Annotated in this window: 13 protein-coding genes; 3 read left to right on the top strand and 10 right to left on the bottom strand. The window is 68.6% G+C overall.

What is annotated here, in order from left to right; translation table 11 throughout:
- Window positions 1-1,566, bottom strand: a 1,566-nt coding sequence (locus ACFU5M_RS22370; protein WP_379052306.1) for a DHA2 family efflux MFS transporter permease subunit, incomplete at its 3' end; no start/stop codon positions are given.
- Entirely contained in the window at window positions 1,563-2,498 is a 936-nt protein-coding gene (dapA, locus tag ACFU5M_RS22375) for a 4-hydroxy-tetrahydrodipicolinate synthase (RefSeq protein WP_379052308.1), read from the bottom strand. The genes ACFU5M_RS22370 and dapA, both read right to left, overlap by 4 nt.
- A 71-nt stretch (window positions 2,499-2,569) precedes the next feature.
- Between dapA and ACFU5M_RS22380 the strand changes: the two genes are divergently transcribed.
- Entirely contained in the window at window positions 2,570-3,448 is an 879-nt protein-coding gene (locus ACFU5M_RS22380; RefSeq protein WP_379052310.1) for a LysR substrate-binding domain-containing protein, read from the top strand.
- A gap of 5 nt (window positions 3,449-3,453) precedes the next feature.
- On the opposite strand, the gene ACFU5M_RS22385 is transcribed toward ACFU5M_RS22380, so the two are convergent.
- Window positions 3,454-4,110 carry a hypothetical protein gene (locus ACFU5M_RS22385; protein WP_379052312.1) on the bottom strand — a complete coding sequence of 219 codons (657 nt, stop codon included), beginning with the start codon at window positions 4,108-4,110 and terminating at the stop codon, window positions 3,454-3,456.
- A 112-nt stretch (window positions 4,111-4,222) separates the two neighbouring features.
- Here ACFU5M_RS22385 and ACFU5M_RS22390 point away from each other — a divergent pair, with 112 nt between their 5' ends.
- Window positions 4,223-5,698 carry an MFS transporter gene (locus tag ACFU5M_RS22390; RefSeq protein ID WP_379052315.1) on the top strand — a complete coding sequence of 492 codons (1,476 nt, stop codon included), beginning with the start codon at window positions 4,223-4,225 and terminating at the stop codon, window positions 5,696-5,698.
- On the opposite strand, the gene ACFU5M_RS22395 is transcribed toward ACFU5M_RS22390, so the two are convergent.
- Together ACFU5M_RS22395 and ACFU5M_RS22400 are read right to left on the bottom strand one after the other, a co-directional pair.
- The gene (locus ACFU5M_RS22395) at window positions 5,677-8,436 is read right to left on the bottom strand and encodes a hypothetical protein (RefSeq protein WP_379052317.1); all 2,760 of its coding nucleotides are present in this window, start codon (window positions 8,434-8,436) and stop codon (window positions 5,677-5,679) included. The genes ACFU5M_RS22390 and ACFU5M_RS22395 overlap by 22 nt on opposite strands.
- A 484-nt stretch (window positions 8,437-8,920) precedes the next feature.
- Window positions 8,921-9,079 carry a hypothetical protein gene (locus tag ACFU5M_RS22400; RefSeq protein ID WP_157106603.1) on the bottom strand — a complete coding sequence of 53 codons (159 nt, stop codon included), beginning with the start codon at window positions 9,077-9,079 and terminating at the stop codon, window positions 8,921-8,923.
- An 823-nt stretch (window positions 9,080-9,902) separates the two neighbouring features.
- Here ACFU5M_RS22400 and ACFU5M_RS22405 point away from each other — a divergent pair.
- Window positions 9,903-10,979, top strand: coding sequence for a hypothetical protein (locus ACFU5M_RS22405; protein WP_379052319.1), 1,077 nt, complete (start codon window positions 9,903-9,905; stop codon window positions 10,977-10,979).
- 12 nt (window positions 10,980-10,991) lie between these two features.
- On the opposite strand, the gene ACFU5M_RS22410 is transcribed toward ACFU5M_RS22405, so the two are convergent.
- From ACFU5M_RS22410 to ACFU5M_RS22430, 5 genes are all read right to left on the bottom strand, one after another.
- A complete protein-coding gene (locus ACFU5M_RS22410) occupies window positions 10,992-11,678 on the bottom strand; it encodes a PAS and ANTAR domain-containing protein (RefSeq protein WP_379052322.1) in 687 nt (228 codons plus the stop codon).
- 368 nt (window positions 11,679-12,046) lie between these two features.
- Entirely contained in the window at window positions 12,047-13,654 is a 1,608-nt protein-coding gene (locus ACFU5M_RS22415) for a carboxylesterase/lipase family protein (protein WP_379052324.1), read from the bottom strand.
- A gap of 404 nt (window positions 13,655-14,058) precedes the next feature.
- Window positions 14,059-18,339: an aminotransferase class I/II-fold pyridoxal phosphate-dependent enzyme gene (locus ACFU5M_RS22420; protein WP_379052327.1), complete on the bottom strand. Its 4,281-nt coding sequence runs from the start codon at window positions 18,337-18,339 to the stop codon at window positions 14,059-14,061.
- Complete coding sequence (locus tag ACFU5M_RS22425) at window positions 18,336-18,602, bottom strand: acyl carrier protein (protein ID WP_379052330.1); 267 nt, start codon at window positions 18,600-18,602, stop codon at window positions 18,336-18,338. Before ACFU5M_RS22425 ends, ACFU5M_RS22420 begins: the two co-directional genes overlap by 4 nt.
- A 29-nt stretch (window positions 18,603-18,631) precedes the next feature.
- On the bottom strand, window positions 18,632-20,299 hold the full coding sequence (locus ACFU5M_RS22430) for a fatty acyl-AMP ligase (protein ID WP_379052333.1): 1,668 nt from the start codon (window positions 20,297-20,299) through the stop codon (window positions 18,632-18,634).
- Between the last annotated feature and the right edge of the window lie 17 nt (window positions 20,300-20,316).

Below are 20,316 nucleotides of genomic sequence, written 5' to 3' on the forward strand. Positions count from 1 at the left end.
CTTCAGGCGATCTCGTGACGCGCCGTGTTTCGCGTGCTCCACCGTCGCGGCGTCGAGAGCCTCCGGGTTCTTCGGCTTCGTGCGGGGCAGGAAGGACGCCGGGATCAAGGTGAGCACGATCAGCACCAGCGCCACCACATAGGTGTGACTGAACGCTTCCGCGGCCTGCTGCAGACCGGCGTCGACGGCCCCCGGAGGAAGCTGGCTCGCCACGGCGGGATCGAAGTTCGCCGCGACCGCCGGACGCGCGAGCGGCTGGTTGTTCAGCAGGTTGGTCAGCACCACCGACATCGTCGCCGTGCCGATCGAACCCGCGGTCTGGTTGACGATATTCATCAGCGTCGACCCGCGAGCCACCTGCTGGTGGGTCAGGGTCTGGATCGCCGCGGTCATGATCGGCATCATGGTGCAGCCCATGCCGAGGCCCATCACGAACAGGGCGCCGATCATGGGGAGATACGAGCTGTTCGCGTCGAGCTGGATGAAGTAGGCCGTCCCGATCGAGATCAGCACGATACCGACGAGCACGATCTTGCCCGGACCGATCTTGTCCACGAAACGGCCCGCGATCGGCATGCTGAGCATCGCGCCGATGCCCTGCGGTGCGATCAGCAGACCGGCTTGCAGCGCCGACTCACCGCGCACCTGTTGCAAGTAGGTCGGCAGCAGCAGGCCCGCGCCGAAGAACGCGATAGCGAACAGCACCATCGTGAGCACCGCGAAGGTCAGCGACCGGTTGCGGAACAGGTGCAGATCGATCAGCGGGTGCTCGGTGCGCAGCGCGTGGAACACGAACGCGGCCATCAGCACCGCGCCGATCACGGCCGGGATCAGCACCTTCGCCGCGAGCACCGTCTCCTCCTCCGGGATGGAGGAGACGCCGAACAGGAACAGCGCGAGGCCGGGCGAGGCCAGCAGCATGCCGATGAAGTCGAACGACTCCGACGGCTCCGGCTTGTCGCCGGGCAGCAAGATGACCGCGAGCGCCAAGGCGACAACGCCGATCGGCAGGTTGATCAAGAAGATCCAGTGCCAGCTGAAGTGCTCGATCAGCCAGCCGCCCAGGATCGGGCCGCCGATCGGGCCGAGCAGCATCGGCACGCCGAGCACCGCCATCACCCGGCCGACTCGCTGCGGACCGGCGGCGTGGGTCATGATCGTCATGCCCAGCGGCATCAGCATGCCGCCGCCGAGGCCCTGGATCACCCGGAAGGCGATCAACGATTCGATGTTCCACGCCGTGCTGCACAGCAGTGAGCCGAGCACGAAGAAGGTGAGGGCCATGATGTACAGCCGCTTGGTGCCGAAGCGGTCGGCCGCCCACCCGGTCAGCGGGATCACGGTGGCCAGCGCGAGCGTATAGCCGGTCATCGTCCACGCCGCGATGGCGTAGCTCGTGTCGAACTCGCGTTGGAAGGTCGGGATCGCGACGCTGACGACGGTGATGTCGAGAATCGACATGATCGCGCCGAGCACGACCACGCCCGCGACCTTGAAGACGGCCGCGTCCAGTTTGTCGGCCGACGGGTCGGGCCCAGCCGCCTGGGTATCCGGAGGATGTGTCACCGCTTAAGCGTGGCACCTTCGTGGCCGCAACACCAGTCATTCCTATTTCCTGGTGTCGAGAATTCGGCGAGCACGGACAAGGCGGCACGAGTCGCGGCCTCGCTCGCGGGCAGCAACGGCAGCCGGACCGCGGCACTCGGTATGCGGCCCTGCGCCGCGAGCACGGCTTTGATCACCGTGGGATTGGGTTCGGCGAACAACGTGGCCGACAGCACCGCCAGCCGGTGACCGAGCGACCGCGCCACCTCGACCGGACCGGTGCGCCACGCGGCGACCAGGGCCGCGAACAACGAGGTGTGTACGGCGGCCGAGGCCGCGATCGCACCGGAGGCGCCGAGGGCCAGCAGCGGCGCGGCGAACAGGTCGTCGCCGGCCAGCACGGCGAAATCGGCGGGCCGCGCGCTCATCAGCGCGATGGTGGCCTCGTCGATGGCGCCGACGGCGTGCTTCAGGCCGATGACCTCGGGCATATCCGCGAGCGCGAGCAAGGTGTCGGCGCCGAGGGAAAGCCCGGTCCGATATGGGATGTGGTAAACGACCAACGGCACCGGGGACGCCGCGGCGAGCTCGCGGAAATGCGCGAGCACGCCCGCCTCGGACGGGCGCGTGTAGTACGGGACCACGGTGAGCGCCGCGGTGCTGCGCGGATCGAGACCGGCGAGCGCCTCGACGGAAGCGGCCGTCGAGTTCGATCCCACGCCGACCAGCAACGGCGCCTCGCGTTCCCGGCAGACACTCGCGCAGATGGCGACCACTCGCGCCCGCTCCGCGGCCGTCAGCGTCGCGGGCTCCCCGGTGGTGCCGAGCGCGACGATGCCGGTCGCTCCGTCGTCGAGCACCTCGCGCGCGAGCCGCTCCAGCGCGTCGGCGGCGAGTGCGCCATCGGCCGTGAACGGCGTGATCAAGGGGACGAAAAGGCCTGCGAGTGTCATGGCGACCAGCCTGACCGCAGCAAAGCATCAGATCCAGTTCACGTTTCTGTCGTAGACCATAAGCTCGACTTATGCTCGATGTCCGGAAACTGCGCCTGCTGCGGGAACTGTCCCATCGCGAGACGATCGTCGCGGTCGCGGAGGCCCTCGCCTACACACCTTCGGCGGTCTCGCAGCAGCTCGCCGCCCTGGAGCGGGAGGCGGGTGTGCCGCTGCTGGCGCGAACCGGCCGGCGGGTGACGCTGACCCCGGCGGCCATGGCCCTCGTCCAGCACACCGAGCGGATTCTCGCGGTGCTCGAACAGGCCCGCGCCGAACTGGCCACCACCCGCACCGAACTCACCGGAACACTCCGCATCGGAGCGTTCCCCACGGCGGTGCGCACCATCCTCTCCCCCGCACTCGTCGCACTGAGCAGTGCGCATCCCCGCCTGGAGCTGCGGGTGACCGAATTGGATCCGGCGCTGGCGCCCGACGCGCTGCGCGCCGAGACGCTGGATGTCGCCCTGATCCAGGAGTACGACTACGTGCCGGTCCCCGCCGATCCCGCGTTGCACAGCGAGCCGCTGTTCGAGGAGATCATCTATCTCGCGGCGCGTTCGGCCGCACCGCTCGCCACGCAGCGCGAAAGTGCCTGGATCGCGAGCACTCCCGGCACGCTGTGCCACACGATGACCGTACGCGCTTGCGAGGCAGCGGGATTCACGCCCCGAATCCGGCATCACGCCGACGACTTCGGCACCGTGCTCGCGCTCGTCGCCGCCGGGCAAGGCGTCGCCCTCGTCCCGGAATTCGGGACGCGGGACTGTCCCCCGGGTGTCACGCTCGGCGCGCTGCCGACGCGACGGCGAACCCGCCTCGCCTGTCGGCGCGGCGCGGGCGACCATCCCGCCGTGCGCGCCGCGCGAGTCGCACTGCGGGAATCGGCCGAACGCTCCCCCGGCCGCTGAACCACTCAGCGCAGCCGATACCGGCTGGTGGGCACGACATCCAGGTTCCGGTCGCCGCCGAAAATCGCGACGCTGGTCATCAGCCGCTCGATGCGCCGTGCCAGCTCCGCCGCGTCGCCGCCGCTGCCGTAGAACGCGTGCGGATCGGTGAGCGCCTCGATCGGGAACAACTCCTCCACGATCCCGGCGATGTCCGGCGCACCGGCCGTGGCGGGGCCGGTCACGACGTTCTGCACGTAGCCGAACGTCGCCTGGGTCTCGATGGCGATCGCGGTGTGGTGGTTGCGCCAGCGGTCCAGCCACTCGGCCTGCGCCATGTTCTCCGGCTTGCGCAGAAACGCGATGTTCGCCAGCCCCGGTGCCCGCTCGCGCACGGCGGTGACCGGCGGCGGAATCGGAGTCGCCTCCTCGACGTGCCAGCCCGCCACCCGCTCGGCCACGGCGCTCAGCGCCCGCTCCGCCACGTCCGGGCGCGGCGTCCCGTCCCACCAGACGCTGACGACGGCCTGCACCGGCGCGTCGAAGGTCGTGATGCGCAGCATGGCCGACTCGACCGCCGCGTCCGCGATGTTCGCCTGCACCGCGGCGGCCTCTGTCAGTCGCAGGGCCGGATCCGCCGCGAGCAAGTCACGCACGCCCCACAGCGCATAGATCGTCTTCATCGGCGGGCCACTTTCTAGAACACGTTTCACTCAGGATCCAAGCCTAGCCCACGGCGCGGTTGGCCGGGGCGGCTCGGGGTATCCGACCGGCAGTCTTCCGAAGGGGTGATCCGTGCGGACCATATCGACCGACATCCCGGCCAGGCTGGATCGTCTGCCCTGGTCGCGGTGGCATTGGATGATCGTGATCGGACTCGGATCCGTCTGGATCCTCGACGGGCTCGAAGTGACCGTCGTCGGCAGCGTGGCCGCCCGGCTGTCGCAACCCGGCAGTGGCCTGAACATCACGGCGGCACAGGTTTCCGGTCTCGCCGCGGCCATGTACGTCGCCGGCGCGGGCTCCGGCGCGCTCTTCTTCGGGTGGCTGACCGACAGATTCGGCCGCAAGAAGCTCTTCTTGATCACCCTCGCCGTATACCTTTTCGCGACCTCGATGACGGCGCTGTCGTTCTCGATGTGGTGGTTCGTCTTCTTCCGGTTCCTCACCGGGTTCGGCATCGGCGGCGAGTACGCGGCGATCAATTCCGCCATCGACGAGCTGATCCCGAAGCAGTACCGCGGGCGCATCGACATCGTCATCAACGGCACCTACTGGCTCGGCGCCGTCGGCGGTGCGCTGCTGTCCATCGTCGCGCTCGACACCGACCTCTTCCCGCCGAATGTGGGCTGGCGCTTGACCTTCGCGCTCGGCGCCGTGTTCGGACTGGTGATCCTGCTGGTGCGCAGGCACGTCCCGGAGAGTCCGCGCTGGCAGTTCATCCACGGTCACGAAGACGACGCCGAGCGCACCGTCACCGCGATCGAGGAGCGCGTCCGAACGGACTCGGGCACCGCCCTGACGGACGTCTCCGATCAGCGGATCCAGATCCGGCAGCGGCGGTCCATATCCTTCCGCGAGATCGCGGCGGTGATGGTGCGGCGCTATCCACGGCGCGGCGTGCTCGGTTTGTCGTTGTTCATCGGACAGGCATTCCTCTACAACGCCATCACGTTCAACTACGCGCTGATCCTGTCCAGATCCTTCGGCATTCCGGACGACCGGGTCGGCTATTACTTCGCGGTCCTCTGCTTCGGCAACTTCCTCGGCCCGCTGCTGCTGGGCAAACTGTTCGACACGGTCGGGCGCAAGCCGATGATCGCGGGCAGTTACCTCGGTTCGGCCGTGCTGTTGCTCGGCACCGCATGGCTTTTCGCGGGGGGCCACCTGACCGCGACGACCCTCACCGCGTGCTGGACCGCCGTGCTGTTCGTCGCGTCGTGTGGTGCCAGCGCGGCCTACCTGACCGTCAGCGAGATCTTCCCGATGGAGACCCGCGCCATGGCCATCGCCTTCTTCTTCGCGATCGGCACCGTCGCGGGCGGCGTCGCGGGGCCGTTGGTGTTCGCCGAGCTGACCGCCGATGGCGAGCCCGGGAAGACCGCCTTGGCGTTCGTCATCGGCGCGCTCGCCATGTTCGCGGCCGGGTTGGTCGAACTGGCCTACGGCGTGCGAGCCGAAGGCCGGTCGCTGGAGGAACTGGCCGAGCCGCTCAGCGCGACCGCGGAACCGGGTCGCGCCGAGGCCGGTCAGCCGCCGCCGAGCGGGTAGGGACGACACTGTGCGGTGTCGTCGGCGGTGGCCCGGCCACAGCCGTAGATCATCACGGGCTCGGCGGTGGTCGAGGGATCCCAGATCTGCTCCACACTGAGCATGCCGACCCACTTGTCGTGCGCCACCCGCCCCGCGTGGGCGCCCTGACTGACCGAGAAGTCCAGCACGCCGCTGCTGGATTCGATGGCCGGTTGCCGGGGTAGGTCACGCAGCGCGGCCCATACCGCGGCCGCGCTGATCGGGATCGGCTCGGTCCACACGCCCGACACGGCAGGGGCCAGCGCCTGCACGGCGCGAACGAACAATCCGACCGCGTCGTAGGTCAGCGCGACCCGCTCCCCCAGCGGATGCAGCTGGACGCGCTCGCCCAGCGGTTTGTCGGCTTCGGCGCACGCGTTCCAGCTCGGGATGTCCGGATCCACGGTGGTGGCCAGGTTGTAGAACTCGACCCGGCTGCGCCATCCCTGGCCCTTGTTCCGGCAGGTCACCAGGCTCGCTTTGGCCACGTAGATCAACGGGCGCGCGCTGTTGGCCGCCCTGCGCCGGTCCGCGCTGGCCATGAACCGGTTGACCGAATCGTCCGCGATCAACAGCACCCGCTGGTCGCCACATGCTCTGTTGAGGCTCTGCAGGAAGTCGGGGAATTCCGAATCCCGGCCGGCGAAGAACAGCACCTCGTCGCACGCGTCGGTGTTGTCCGGCCCGGTGAAGGCCTCGCGCACGTCCCAGGAGCCGTCCCAGATCCTTCGCCCGCCCCTGCCGAGGATATGCAGGTCCGCCGCCATGTTCTCGGTGTAGAGATCGGTCGGGTCGCGCCGGTGGTAGATCCGTACTCCGCGCCCGGCCGATCCGGGAAGCGAGTTCAGGTACTGCTCGATCATCTCGGCGATCGCGTGGTTCGGCGGGGCGATCTGGAAGTACAGCGGCGAGGACCGCACCATCTCGTCGGCCGACAGGCTCGGCGCCACCATCGGAATGCCGAGGCCGGTCAGCGAATTGATCATGCTCAGCGTCGCGGTCCGGCTCTGGTCGAGCCCGATCGCCCCGACGATGCCCGGCTCGGCGCGGATCAGCGGCGTCAGCAGATCGATGACCTGCGGACCTTGCAGATTGGCCGGACCGGTGTTCGCGAGCAGCAGCCGGATCAGCGGGACGGTGTCGGGTGTGAGGGCGTCGGACGACGCGACCGACACCAGCGCGCTGTATTGCGCCAGCGCCAAGCCCTCGATGTCCTCGCTCTGCGCCGGGTAATCGCCCGGAACACCGGCGAGCTGACCGAAATAGACCAGGGTGAACAGCGGCCGCGCAGGCTGCTCCCTGGCCAGCTGTTCGGCCAGCAGATTCTGCTTATACACCCGCCGCTGCACCTCCACCAGACGACGGCTGCCCGGCTCGTCGCTCGCGAACAGGAAGCCTCGTCCGCCGGCCGCGGGATCGTCCGGATCGTAGGCGCTGAAACCGACGCAGCTGCCGTCCGCGCCGGGAACGACGCGTACCCACTGGTCGGCGGCGCCGGTCGCGCATGCGGGTGCGCTCGCACGCCACGGGCGCCATGTCGCGAATCCGGCCGCCGCCATCGCCAGCACGACCACCAGGAACAGCGCGGTCGCCGACACCGCCCGCCGCGCCCACCACGGCGGATCGGGGGGATCGATACGCCGGAACGGGTCGGGCTCGTCGTCGTTCGGGCCGGTCGCGGGCACACTGAACCACAGCTGCCAGGCCCGAGGGCGCTGCCGCTGCCGCTCGACGGGCAACTCGTCCACCCAGATTTCGTACAACCGCCGCACCCGGTACGCCGGGCGCGCGGTGACGCCGGGAGGTGGCGTCCGGGTGCCCGCCACCACCAGCAGCGGATCGTCCTTGCCGGTCTCGTTGCGCACGTCGTTGATCAGATCGAGCAGCCGGGGACCGGCTTCGCCGTCGAGCGCGCGCAGGATCACGACCGGATAGGTGGTGCGCCGCGCCGCGCTGATACCCCACCAGCGCCGGTGGTAGGCGACGCGCAGGTCTTCGAGAAAGGCGTGCACCAGCAGCTTGGCCAGATGCTCGGCGTGTTCGTGGCGCCGGGCGCCCTCGGTGAGGCGGTGCGCGAATCCGACGAACTGACTGGACTGTTCGGGCGCCAGGTACTGCTGGCGCATGAACCACCGGAACTCCCGCCCCACACCGGGGATCCGGCCGCCGGTCCGTGCCCGGAACACCGCCGTGGGCAGCACGATGCGCAACAGTCCCAACACGATTCGCTGCACCGGGCCCACCGTGGCCTCGGCTTCGCCGAGCAATTCCTCACCCCACCGGCCGAAGTCCCGGCGCAGCAACGTCGCCAGCTCGTCGAGCTCATTGTCGGAACTCAGCTTGCGAGCCATCAACCACTCGGCCAACCGGTAGCGCCGAAAAGGCAACGGACGCAGGCGCCCGAAGCGGTCCGCCGACAGACCCTTGCAGAGGTTGTAGAGCAGTTGGCGCAATGCGGTCAGCCCCGGCGTAGTGTCCTCGACCAGGGAACTGCCGTCGGGCAAGGGGTCGAGAGCGTCGACATCCACGGCCACGTGCACCGCTGAGCCGAGCGCCGCGCCGAACATGTCCAGGCATGCCTCGACATTGGTGAGATCGCCGACCAGACCCACCGTCGGCAGCATCCGTTCGCCGCGCGGCGGCCGCCGTACCAACCAGCGCAGCAGATCTTCGAGCACATCGACTCCCCGGAAGGAGACAGCTCTGGTGCCGGACATGACGCCCCCGTGTCCTCCGCCGAATGTGACCACCCATTGAAGCAGACTCCAAACCCGTTGGCATTCAGAGACTCTTGTATGGAGCAGCCACCGGTCCGACGCTAGGAAGAGACGCGAACATTGCGGCAGGCACGCCGATCGAGCCCGGAATTCGCGGAAGGTGACGATCGGGGCGAGGTGTTCCTTCCCGGCGGTTCAGCGGAACTCGGGTCGGACCTTCGATTTCGCAGGCCCGAAGTGCATGTCGCAAAAGCTCGGCGAATTCTTGCGGTGCGTGAGCCCCCATCGCAACAAGATATTCACACCGCCGACACGTTCGTTGCGCCGGGAATCTCTTTCCACAGGCGTGATTCGAACGCAAGCGCCGGAAAACGTCGCACGGCCCGCGATTCCGCCGCGTCTGTCGCCGGCCGGGCCGCGCACAGGATGGCGGGGATCCGGCCGTCCGCACGTCACGGAAGGCCGGACGAGGCCGCCGGTTCGGTCAGTTGTGCCGCGGGTCGGCGGTGGAGGTGTGTGGCCGGGTGATCCGGCGATGAGCCATGACTTCGGCCCACCAGCCACTCAGCGGGCTGGGGTCGGGCCATACGATCCGATCTCGTTCTTCGTCGTCCGCGACGGGCGCTTCGGGTTTCTCGATCACGATGACGTTCCTCTGCGCTGGTGCACACGTTGCCGTGCACATGCTTGCGGAGAGCCCTCGTGTTCGTGCGCGCCGGTGGTTTCGCGACAGAGCGCGTCGAATCGGCTGAACATCGAGCAGCGCGGGTTCCTCGCCCCATTTATCGGAACGACCGCGCTGTCGATCCGATACCTCCCACATTTACCACAGCCCACCTGTAACAAACCGATCTTTACGGTTCACGATTCAGACACCAAGCGGTCGCTTGGTTACAATTCGGCCCGCTGAACAGTCGAAATACACGTTCGACCGGCTTTCTTACACGAAACCGAAAAAGGGCACGCGACGAAAAATCGCCACCCCGCTCGCCTGGAATCGGGTCCGCGCTCGCCGCCCCGCGCTCGGGTTCCCGTGGCCACGCGTACCCACCGTACGGCGGTGTGATCGGCGCGTTGCTCTCGCCGACGCTGTATAGCGGACCTCATGCCCACTCCTGGGTCTACGGACGTTCGCCGAACCGACCGGGGAGACCGGATCGGGCGGCGATCCGGCGACAACGGCCGATCAGGAGCGACCCGGTGGGACCCGCCGGTCGGCAGAAAGGGCGAAAACCACTCGCGCGCAATGGGTCGGTCCACCCGGCGAAGGCGCCACGCGAAGATCTGCGGCGGCTGATTCGGCTGGAGACCCACGGGTACCCGCCGAATATGGTTCGCCGAACCGAAGCCGAAGGCACACGACGGGGTCACCCGAGGCATCGAGACCCGCCGAACAGGTGCATGCCCGATGTTTGCCGTAGGCCCGTGGCGTGGGCGTTCTCGGCTAGGGAAACCTGGTGATACCGATGGCCGACCTCCGCCGGATAATCCGGAAGCACGGTCCCTTCGCCTCGGTCTGCTTCGACAGCTCGCACGACACCGAAGACGCGGCACGTGGCACCGAACTGCGCTGGCGCTCGATCGATGCCGAGCTGGACCGCAGCGGAGCCCGCCCGCGCATCCGGCGGCTGCTGGCCCAGGCGATCGAACTGCACCCGCCGCCGCGCGGGCGCTGCGGCAGAGTGCTCATCGCCGACGAAACCGAGGTGCTCGCCGACGAGCGCTTGCCGAGCCCGCCGGACACCGAGATCGTCCGGGTGTCGCCCCTGCCCTACCTGCTGCCGCTCATCGAAGTGCAGGCGGAGAAAATACCCCATGTCGTGGCGCTCGTAGACCGGGTGGGCTCGGAACTCTACGCGCTCGACGGCCACGGCAGTGAAACGCAGGAGACCCTCCGCAGCGTCGGCCATCCGGCGCCGGAGATCCGGCGCGACGACTGGGCGCATCGCACGATCCGGGAGCGGGTCGAGAACACCACGCGACGCAACATCCGCGAGTTCGCCGGCGAACTGGACCGGCTGGCCGACACCGTGCACGCGGAAGTCGTCGTGCTCGCCGGAGAAGCACGGGCCCGTACCGAGCTGCGAGCGGCGTTCGACGCGAAAGGGCGGGATGTGGTCGAGGCCGAAGCAGGCACGCTGATGCCGGGGTCGGACCCGAAGGCGCTCGACGCGGAAGTCCGCGAGATTCTGCGCCGGGTGGCGGCGCTGCGCCACCGTAGGGTGCTCGACCGCTTCGCCACCGAGATCTCGCGTCCGGATGGCCTGGCGGTTACCGGACTCGCCGCGACCACGGCCGCGTTGCGTGCCGCCACGGTGGAGCGCCTGCTGCTCGACCGCGCGGCCCTGGGCGACCGCTTGGTGCTGGCCGGGACCGCTCCGAACCCATTGCTCGGCCCGGCGACGAACGGCTCGGCCGGTGAGATGCGCCGCGCCGACGAAGCCCTGCCGGTGGCCGCGTTGGTGATCGGCGCCGAGATCATCCTGGTCGACGCCGTCGCCGCGCTGCGCGACGGAGCCGGCGCCCTGCTACGCGGCCGCTAGGGACGGCGGACCTCACGACTTCGGAATGCGCTCGTGCAGCGTGAGCAGCATGTGATCGAAAGCGGTCTGCACGGCGGGAGGAGCCGGGGGAAGATGGTCGATTTCGGCGATGAGCTGAGTGGCCAGGTCGCGCAACTTGACGTTGGTCTCCTGCGAACGCCACTGCAACACGTGGAACGCCTGGTCGGCGTTGATCCGGTAGATCCGCATGAGCACGCCTTTGGCCTGCTCGATCACCGCGCGGGCCTGGAACAGTTTCGGCAGCGTGCCGTCGAGCAGATCCTGGCGTTCCTCGGCGATGGTGGCGGTCAGGTCGACGTAGTAGCCCGCGCTGCCGACGACGGTGCCGTTCTTGTCGGTCATGGTGTCGCCCAGCACGAGGACGTGGTGCAGCGCTCCCGCGGTGTCGATGATGCGGTGACGGCTGCAGAACGGTTCGGCGTTGCGGACCGACTTCTCGATCGCCTCGGCGACATGATCCCGGTCTTCCGGATGCTTGTGCGCGAGCAGCAACTCGGTCGTCGGCGCCACCGAATCGGGCCCGTAACCATGCATCGCGGCGACCTCGTCCGACCACTCCCATCGCTGATCGGCGAACCAGAACCGGAAGCTTCCCGTGGTCTGGGGTGTGCCTGCGCCGACCACCCGGGCTACCGCTCCCTCGGCCGTATCCACGATTCGGTCGCCCGATTCGTTCATCGCGTCAGTATGCTCCTACCTGCAACGTTTCACCGTGAATCCTGCCGATCGAGGCAGACGTCCCGACCGGCGCACCTCCCGCGAAAACACCATCATCCTATTCCCGTATGAGCGCGTTCCCGGCCGCGCCGATCCCGTTCCGCACCGTCGCGCTCCGGCACCAGCGGTCGCCGGCCGCGGCGGACGAAGCAACCCCGCGCTGTGATCCCAGACCACAGTCGAGCGCTTCGTTGCCCGAGGGCCGATAGGCCGCGCCCTGCTCCGGCCACACCACAGCCTCGGCGAGACGAGCAGCAGTCGCACGCCGACTCCGTCGAGGATCGGTCCGAGCCGGGACCAAGCGGCATGGCCGCGTGCGGGCGACAGGTTCAGCGGTCCAGTTCCGCCCAGAACGCGCAGTCGTGCCTGGCGGCGAAATCGTCCGTTATGACGCTGCCGGTCGCCCGCATGATCAGAGCCGGTCCGTCGGAACTGTGCCCGGTCGACTCCGGCCAGGCCGGCCATTCGGGCGAACCCGGAGCGTTCGGGTCACCGGTGTGGGCGAAGGTGGTCCACCACCGTTGCATTTGCGCGGCGAAAGCGGCGGACGCACCGGTCCAGGGAATCGGCACGCCCATGAATCTGGTGAACAGATAGAAGAGTTCGGAGGAGTGAAAGGCACCGGGCAGAACAGGATCGGCGTCGCCGAGCGGCGCCTGATCGACCTCGTACTGCCACAGCGGATGTCCGGCATCGCGCGCCGTTCGGCTGGTGAACAGCGCGGGACAGGCGAACCGGCTGTCGGTGATCACCGCGACCTGGGCGGCTGCCGGTGAGGGGTATCGGTCGAGCGGATAGCGGGCCAGGACTCGGTCGGCGTCGACGCCGAAAGTTCGGCGCACGTACCGTTCGTAGCTTGCCGCGTCCGGGGCGTGGCCGCGGGCATAGTCGGTTTCGGCGACGCTCAACGCACCTTCGGCGCTGGTGGTCCCGATAATGAGCGGCACCTTCCGCGTGTCCCCCACCAGAGCCGCGTCGAGTGTCCGCGTGATGACGACGCCGTCGACGCTCGGCACCCAGATGGGAGTCTGTCCGTCGGGCTCGACGTTCGGCGCGTCCAGGAGTCGCGCTACGGGCAGTGCGCGCAAGCAGGCCAGCCGGGTTGCGGCATCCCCGCATCCGACGCGCTCCGCATAGCGCTGCGAGCGCGCGAAGGCCTCGCCACGCTCGACAGGCGCCAGCGGCGCTTGCGCGCAGGCGCCGCTTTGGATGATCGCTTTGGCGAACAGGGCCTCGGAGCCGGGTGAAGCGAAGTGTGTGCAGACGCTCACGCCGCCGGCCGACTCACCGAAGATCGTGACATTGCCGGGATCGCCGCCGAAGCCGCGCGCGTTGTCGCGCACCCACCGCAGAGCGGCTTGCTGGTCCTGGATGCCGACCGTTCCAGTGGCGCCACCGGATTCGGCGGTCAGTTCGGGTAGCGACATGAACCCGAACGGTCCCAGGCGGTAATTGGGGATGACCACGATGACGTCGCCGTCGGCGACCATTCGGATGGGACCGTCGTATTCACTGTTGGAGCCGTTGATATAGCCGCCCCCGTAGAAGAACACCATGATGGGCAGCGGGCGATCACGGGCACGGTCCGGCGCGTATACATCGATGGTCAGGCAGTCTTCGCTGGTCTGCCCGATCGCTGGCAGGCCGGGCAGATATCCGTTCTGTGCGCACTGTGGCCCGTGGTCGCGCGCGGGGCGCACGCCGGGCCACGGCGGTACGGGGCGCGGCGGCCCGAACCGCGCTTCGCCCGAGGTGGGCGCGGCGAACGGGATGCCGAGGTATTCGGCGACTCCGTCGGCGGCGCGACCGGAGATCTCACCGCCGGTCACGAACACGTTCAGCGGCACCGACGCGACTACGGGCGCCGGGACGCCCGCGAACCCCGAACCCAAGGTGACCGTCAGAGCGAGCACGGTTCGCACGATCGAGCGAATCATGGCTGTCCACTACCTCCGATGCGTCGCTACGGTCGGCAGCGAGGCAGGCGGCCTCGTCCACCGCGGTAGCCCGCATCGATCGGCTCGGCGCGACGGTGCACTCCCGGCTCGGGAGTCGACCGGCCGCACGCGGCAGGAGCCGAAACGCCGCTGGAACCCTCACCTGGCAGATCACACGCGCGCGGCACCAGTCGACGACATCCGAACCGCTGCCCGCGCAGCGGACACCGTGCTCGGTCCTCATCCTCCGCCCGACCCCAGCAAGTCGCCGCTACCAACTTGAGCTGGAGCGATGGCACCTCGGGCTGATGCTACAGCGGTCCGGTGCGCGTCGCGGTACACGACGCAGCTGTTGCGAGCGCCACGCGCTGGTCGCACCGTCTGTTCGACAGCCGAGCCGCGCGTCAGCTCTCGGCGAGTAGGGACAGTTCCTCGGCGAGGATCTTGATCGTCTCGCGGATCTGGTCATCGGTATGGCAGGCGGTGAGGAAGAACCGCAGGCGCGACAGGTGCTCGGGCACCGCGGGGTACAGGATCGGGTTGACGTTGATGCCGCGGCGCAGCAGCGCGTTCGACAATTTCAGCGTCTTCGCCGAGTCGCCCACGATGCACGGGACGATCGGTGTGTCGTGGCTGTCACCGGTGTCGACCCCCGCCTCCCGGGCCAGTCGCAGGAACAGCCGGGAGTTGCGGCGTAAACGTTCCAGCGGTTCGCCCTCGGACCGCAACTGCCGGATGGCCTCGGCCGAGGCGGCCGCGTTCATCGGCGTCATGCCGACGCTGTAGACGAATCCCGGCGTCGTGTATTTCAGGTAGCGGATCAGCTCCGCGCTGCCCGCGACGTACCCGCCGCACCCGGCGAGCGCCTTGGATGTCGTCCCGGACCACAATTCGACATCGCCGCGATCGACGCCGAAGTATTCACCGATCCCGCCGCCGCCCGCGCCGAGCACACCGACGCTGTGCGCCTCGTCGATCATCAGCAGCGCCTGGTGCTTCTTCTTGACCGCGATGATCGCGGGCAGGTCCGGGATGTCGCCGTCCTGGCTGTAGACGCCCTCGATCAGGATGAGCACCCGCCGGTACTGGTGGCGGATCTCGCTGAGCAGTGCGTCGAGGGCGGCGTGGTCGTTGTGCGGGAACGGCCGGCGGGTCGCGCCCGACAGTTTGCAGCCCTGCATGATGCTGTCGTGGGCGAGGCTGTCGTGGATCACCAGATCTTGCGGGCCGACCAGGTGTCCGATGATCGTGACGTTCGTGGAGTGGCCGCCGACCAGCGCGATGGCGTCCTCGGTGCCGAGCAGGGCCGCGAGTTCGGCCTCGAGTTCGCGGTGCACCGGCTTCTCGCCGGACAGGATCCGGCTGGCCGAGCATGAGCTGCCGTAGCGCGCCACCGCGTCCTGCACGGCGGCGGCGACCGCCGGATGACCGGACAGACCCAGGTAGTTGTAGCTGGAGAAGTTGATCACCGGCGCACCGTCGATGACGGAGGTGTCTCGCGTGATGCCGTCGTTGATCAAGAAGTAGGGATTGGACAGCCCGAGCGCTTCGAGACCGGAGAACCGGTCGCCGATCGCCTTCACCTCCGCGAAATCCGAGATTCGGCATTCCGGCTCGACGACCGCACGCCGGGGTTCGGGTGACTGGGCAACCATGGGCCCGGCAGCGTGCTGCGCAACGGGCGCAGCCTGATGCGCGACGTGCGCGATGACCTCACCCAGCGTCGTGGTGGGCGTGAACCGGCTCGGATCGACGATCGCTCCGGGCAGCTTGCGCACGAGCGCGGCGATCAGGTCGGTGAGCATCAGCGAATCGAAACCCAGGTCGTCGCCCAGGGTTTGGGCATCGCGGAGCCGATCGACCGGGAATCCACTCACCCTGGCGAACTCCGCGCGAATGATGCCGGCGACAGCTTCCGGGGCAATCGGTGCATCCGTGGTCATCCGGGTCGCGATCGGCTGCGCCTCCGCTGGTGCGGCGTCAGCCTGGTGCGGCATGCGCCCGGAGGACGGAACGCCCGCGAGACTCGCCAGTACGGCGTTCTGTTCACGGAAGAGGGCGATCAACTGGTCCATGGAGGTTTCCTCGGGTCGAGCGGAAGGCGTGGGGGCGGCGCACGGTTCCAGCCAGAACCGCTGGTCGGTGGAGAACTCGTATCCGGGCAGACGACGGCGGACGCGCTGCGCGGGTTCGTAGAGCCGGTCCCAGTCGGGATCGAATCCGTCGCGATACAGCGCGGCGACGGTGTCGGCGAATTCGCCGCCGGTGGCGCCGGGCCCCGGGCTCGGCGTCAGGCAGCGCGCCGCGAGATCCGGGCGGACCCGGCCGACCAGTGCGGCGAGGACGCGGCGCGGCCCGAGTTCGACGACATGGCTCGGATCGGTCCCGAGCGCGGCCTCGACGGCCTCGCCGAAGCGGACGGTGGCGCGGACGTGCTCGGTCCAGTACGCGGCGTCCATCGTCTCGGTCGCGTCGAGCAGGCGACCGCGCACGGTCGAGTACAGCGGCAGAGCCGGTGTCCGGTAGACACATTCGCGGGCGATGGCGGCGAACCGCTCCAGCATGGGTTCCATCGAAGGGCTGTGGAAGGCGTGCGACACGGTGAGGGCCTTGGCGCCCACCCCGCGCGCCGCGAGCGCCTCGTGTATCCGGGTGATCGCCCGGGCGGCGCCGGACAACACGATCTCTTTCGGTCCGTTGACGGCGGCGATCGCGATCTCCGTCCGGTCTGCGAGCATGTCTGCGACGTCGGCCGCGTCCGCCCGCACGGCGAGCATCGCACCGCCCGCGGGCAACCGCTGCATCAGCTCGCCGCGTGCGACGACGAGACGGCAGGCGTCGTCCAGATCGAACACTCCGGCCACCGCCGCGGCCGCGAATTCGCCGATGCTGTGCCCGATCACCCAGGCCGGACGGACGCCGACGTCGGCCAGCGACTTCGCCAAGGCGTACTCCATCGCGAAGATCGCCGGTTGCGCGAGATCGGTGCGATCGATCTCGGTGTGCTCGTCGAGCATCAATTCGCGCACCGAGCGACCGAGCGGGTCCGCCATGGCCTGGTCGACCGCGGCCAAGGCACGCCGGAACAACGGGCTGGCCGCCTCCAGCGCGCGTGCCATTCCCGCGAATTGCGAACCCTGCCCGGTGAACATCCAGCCGACGCGCATCGGTCGCACCACTCCGGTATCCGCACCGTCACGCAGCCGCGCGATCGCGGTGTCTCGATCCGGCGCGACGATCGCGAGCCGGGCACGGCCGGACGATTTGACGTGGTTGCTCGTCCAGCACGTCTGCGCGAAATGATCCGGCGGGGTGGCAGCCAAGGCATCGGCGAGCCGAGCCGCATTGCGCCGCAGTCCTTCCGCGTCGTTCGCCGACACCGTCAGCACTCCCCCACCGGACGCCGGGGTCTTTTCCGTGGCAGCGGCGCTGCCCAGCACGACGTGGGCGTTCGTGCCGCCGAGGCCGAAGCTGCTGACTCCGCCGTAGCCGGGACCCTCCAGCGGCATCGGGTCGGTGAGCAGGCGCAGACCCTGCTGCGTCATCCGCAGCTGCGGGTTCTCCTGCTCGGCGAACCGCGACGGGGGAACGACGCCGTGCCGCAAGCTGAGGGCGACCTTGATCAGGCCCGCCACACCCGCGGCGCCCTCGGTATGGCCGAGATTGCCCTTGATAGAACCGATCCCGCAGGGGCGCAGCCGGTTTCGTCCGTGCAGCTGGCCCAGCGCCTTGACCTCGATCATGTCGCCGAGCACCGTGCCGGTGCCGTGCGCCTCGACGAAATCCATCTGTTCGGGCCGTACGCCGGCGCGCTCGCACGCCTCGCCGATCACTTGCTGCTGCGCCCACCGGTTCGGCGCCGTGATGCCGTTGCTGCGCCCGTCGGAATTGACCGCACTACCCTTGATCACCGCGTAGATCGGCAGGCCCGCCGCCTGCGCGTCGGCCAGGCGGCGCAGCACCAGCACCGCGACGCCCTCGCCGCGCACGATCCCGTCGGCGTCGGCGCTGAACGGCTTGCATCGGGCGTCGGGCGCGGAGAGACCGGCCTGCGTGTAGAACACCCCGACGGCGGGCGTGAGCACGAGATTGACGCCACCGGCGACCGCCTGATCGCATTCGCCGGAAGCCAGTGCCGAGCAGGCGAGGTGGACCGCGACCAGGGACGACGAGCAGGCCGTATCGACCGCGACACTCGGTCCTTTCAGGTCGAACTGGTAGGACAGCCGGTTGGCGGTCATGAAGTATCCGTTGCCCGAGCCGTGCTGCGGCGTGATCGCCGCGTAGTCGCTCATCTGCAAGTTGGCCCATTCGTTGGCCATAACCCCGACGAAGACCCCGGTCCGCGAACCGGCCTCGGCGCGCGGGTCGAGCGTGGCGTCTTCGAAGGCCCGCCAGGTGGCTTGCAGCAGCAACCGCTGCTGCGGATCCATCGCCTCGGCTTCGCGCGGGGCGATGCCGAAGAAGGCGGCATCGAACGCGTCCGCGTCGTCGAGGAAGCCGCCGCTGCGAGTGTTGATCGTGCCGGGCGCACCGGCCGGGTCGTGGAAGTCGGCGGCGTTCCAGCGGCTCGCGGGAACCTCGGAGATCGCATCTCGTCCGTCCATCAGCAACCGCCACAGCGTGGCCGGATCGGGCGCTTGGGGGAATCGGCAGTCGAGGCCGACGATGGCGATGTCGGTCATGCGGCGAGGGTGAATTCGGCGGCGATGTAGGTGGCGATGTCGGCGATGGTGGGGTACTCGAAGACCAGCACCGGGTCGACCTCGAGCAACCAGCGGTCCTCGATCTCGCCGCACAAGCTCACCGCAGAGACGGAGTCCATGCCCAGCTCGGCGAGCGGGACGACGGGATCCACCTCGTGGGGCGCGCGTTCGGTGTAGTCCGCCACGCGTTCCACCAGCCAGTCCTGAATGGCGATCGGACGAGTAATCGTGCTGCTGAACATGTTTCGGCTCCTCGGCGGGTTTCGATCGATCAGGCGGTGATGGACCGGCTCAGCGCCGGTTCGAGATCCTCATGCAGGACACCCGCGACGCGATCCTGGAGAAACGCCTCCCGCATCGAGCTGCGCTGGACCTTGCCGCTGGTCGTGCGGTGCACCGACCTGGGTGGAATGAGAACGACGTTCGGCGCGGGCACGTCGAACCCGCGCGACACCGCGACCTTGATCGCCGAGGTGAGTTCGGCGAGCGTGGCGTCGCCTTGCAGCGCCGTCTTGACACCTTGCAGCACCACGAGTCGTTCCCGGCCGCCCGCGTCGACGGATACGGCGACGCCTGCACTGTCGGCGAACGCCGGATGCAGCTCACGCACCAGCTCCTCGACATCCTGGGGGTAGACGTTGCGGCCGTTGATGATCAACAGATCCTTGAGGCGACCCGCGACGAACAGTTCATCGTCACGAAGCAGGCCGAGATCACCGGTGCGCAGGAACGGCCCCTCGCTGCCGAGGTGAGCACCGAAGGTTTCGCGGGTCTCGTCGGGACGATTCCAGTAGCCGGCGGCGACGCTTTCACCGCGGATCCAGATCTCGCCGACGGTGTTCTCCGCCAGTTGTCGCCGCGTGTGCGGGCAGACGATGCGAATGTCCAGACCGCGGGCCGCGGGTCCGCAGCCGACGAGCCGAGCATCGCGTCCCACGTCGAGGTAGACGGGTGCCGAGGGCGTCGATGCCGCACTGGCGAGCAGTGTCACCTCGGCCAGGCCGTAGGCAGGCCGAAACGTCGTCGGCCGCCAACCCGCGAGTGCGAAACGTTCCAGCACCGCCGTCATGGTCTGCTCGCGGACCGGCTCGGCGCCGCTGAGCGCAATCTCGAGAGTGCTGAGATCGAGATCGGCCAACTGCTCGTCGGTCACCCGGCGGGCGATGAGATCGTAGGCGAAATTCGGCGCGCCGGTGAACGTCGCGCGGTACTTGTCGATGGCCTGCAACCAGCGCACCGGACGCTTGAGGAACGTCGTCGGCGCCATCAGCACCAGGTTCGCACCGGCGTACACCGCCCCGAGCAGCATGCCGATCAGGCCCATGTCGTGGAAGTGCGGAAGCCAACCCACGCCTGTGCCTTCGTCATTCATCCCGCCCGCGGCGATGGCGGCCTCGTTGTGCATGAGATTGCCGTGCGTCACGACGACCCCTTTCGGGGTGCCGGTCGATCCCGACGTGTACTGCAGGAACGCGATCGTCCCGGAGTCGATGTCGGGCATCTGCCACGTGTCGGGGTCACCGAGGCGACCGTCGGTGGTGACCACGGCCACGGGCGTAGCCGCCGCGACGAGCGGCTGGAAATGCGCTGTGGTGAGTACCAATCGGGCGCCGGAATCCGCGATCACATTCGCCACACGCCTGGCGCTGCCCGCATCGTGCGGCACAGGCGCGGGAACGGCCACGACCCCGGCGTACAGGCAACCGAGAAACACCCGCAAAAACATCAGCCCGTCCTGATAGAGCAGCACGACCGGCTCGGCCGATTCCGGACGCGCCGCCAGCCAGGCCGCGACAGCCCTGGCGTCGCGGTCGAGTTCGAGGTAGGTGACGACTTCCTCGCTGAGCCCTCGTCCGTCCTCACGCAGGTAGGTGTAGGACCTGGTTTCCCCGTATTCGATAATTTGCTGCCTTACGTGGTGAACGAAAGTCGGCTGCATCTCGTAGTTCCTCGGTA

It is taken from the genome of Nocardia sp. NPDC057455 (assembly GCF_042802775.1).
Lineage (GTDB): Bacteria > Actinomycetota > Actinomycetes > Mycobacteriales > Mycobacteriaceae > Nocardia.

What these genes read in the sequence shown, in the direction of transcription:
- dapA (WP_379052308.1), bottom strand. Translation starts at nt 2,498, where the DNA reads ATGACACTCGCAGGCCTTTTCGTCCCCTTGATCACGCCGTTCACGGCC.
- ACFU5M_RS22380 (WP_379052310.1), top strand. Translation starts at nt 2,570, where the DNA reads ATGCTCGATGTCCGGAAACTGCGCCTGCTGCGGGAACTGTCCCATCGC.
- ACFU5M_RS22385 (WP_379052312.1), bottom strand. Translation starts at nt 4,110, where the DNA reads ATGAAGACGATCTATGCGCTGTGGGGCGTGCGTGACTTGCTCGCGGCG.
- ACFU5M_RS22395 (WP_379052317.1), bottom strand. Translation starts at nt 8,436, where the DNA reads ATGTCCGGCACCAGAGCTGTCTCCTTCCGGGGAGTCGATGTGCTCGAA.
- ACFU5M_RS22405 (WP_379052319.1), top strand. Translation starts at nt 9,903, where the DNA reads ATGGCCGACCTCCGCCGGATAATCCGGAAGCACGGTCCCTTCGCCTCG.
- ACFU5M_RS22410 (WP_379052322.1), bottom strand. Translation starts at nt 11,678, where the DNA reads ATGAACGAATCGGGCGACCGAATCGTGGATACGGCCGAGGGAGCGGTA.
- ACFU5M_RS22415 (WP_379052324.1), bottom strand. Translation starts at nt 13,654, where the DNA reads ATGATTCGCTCGATCGTGCGAACCGTGCTCGCTCTGACGGTCACCTTG.
- ACFU5M_RS22420 (WP_379052327.1), bottom strand. Translation starts at nt 18,339, where the DNA reads ATGACCGACATCGCCATCGTCGGCCTCGACTGCCGATTCCCCCAAGCG.
- ACFU5M_RS22425 (WP_379052330.1), bottom strand. Translation starts at nt 18,602, where the DNA reads ATGTTCAGCAGCACGATTACTCGTCCGATCGCCATTCAGGACTGGCTG.
- ACFU5M_RS22430 (WP_379052333.1), bottom strand. Translation starts at nt 20,299, where the DNA reads ATGCAGCCGACTTTCGTTCACCACGTAAGGCAGCAAATTATCGAATAC.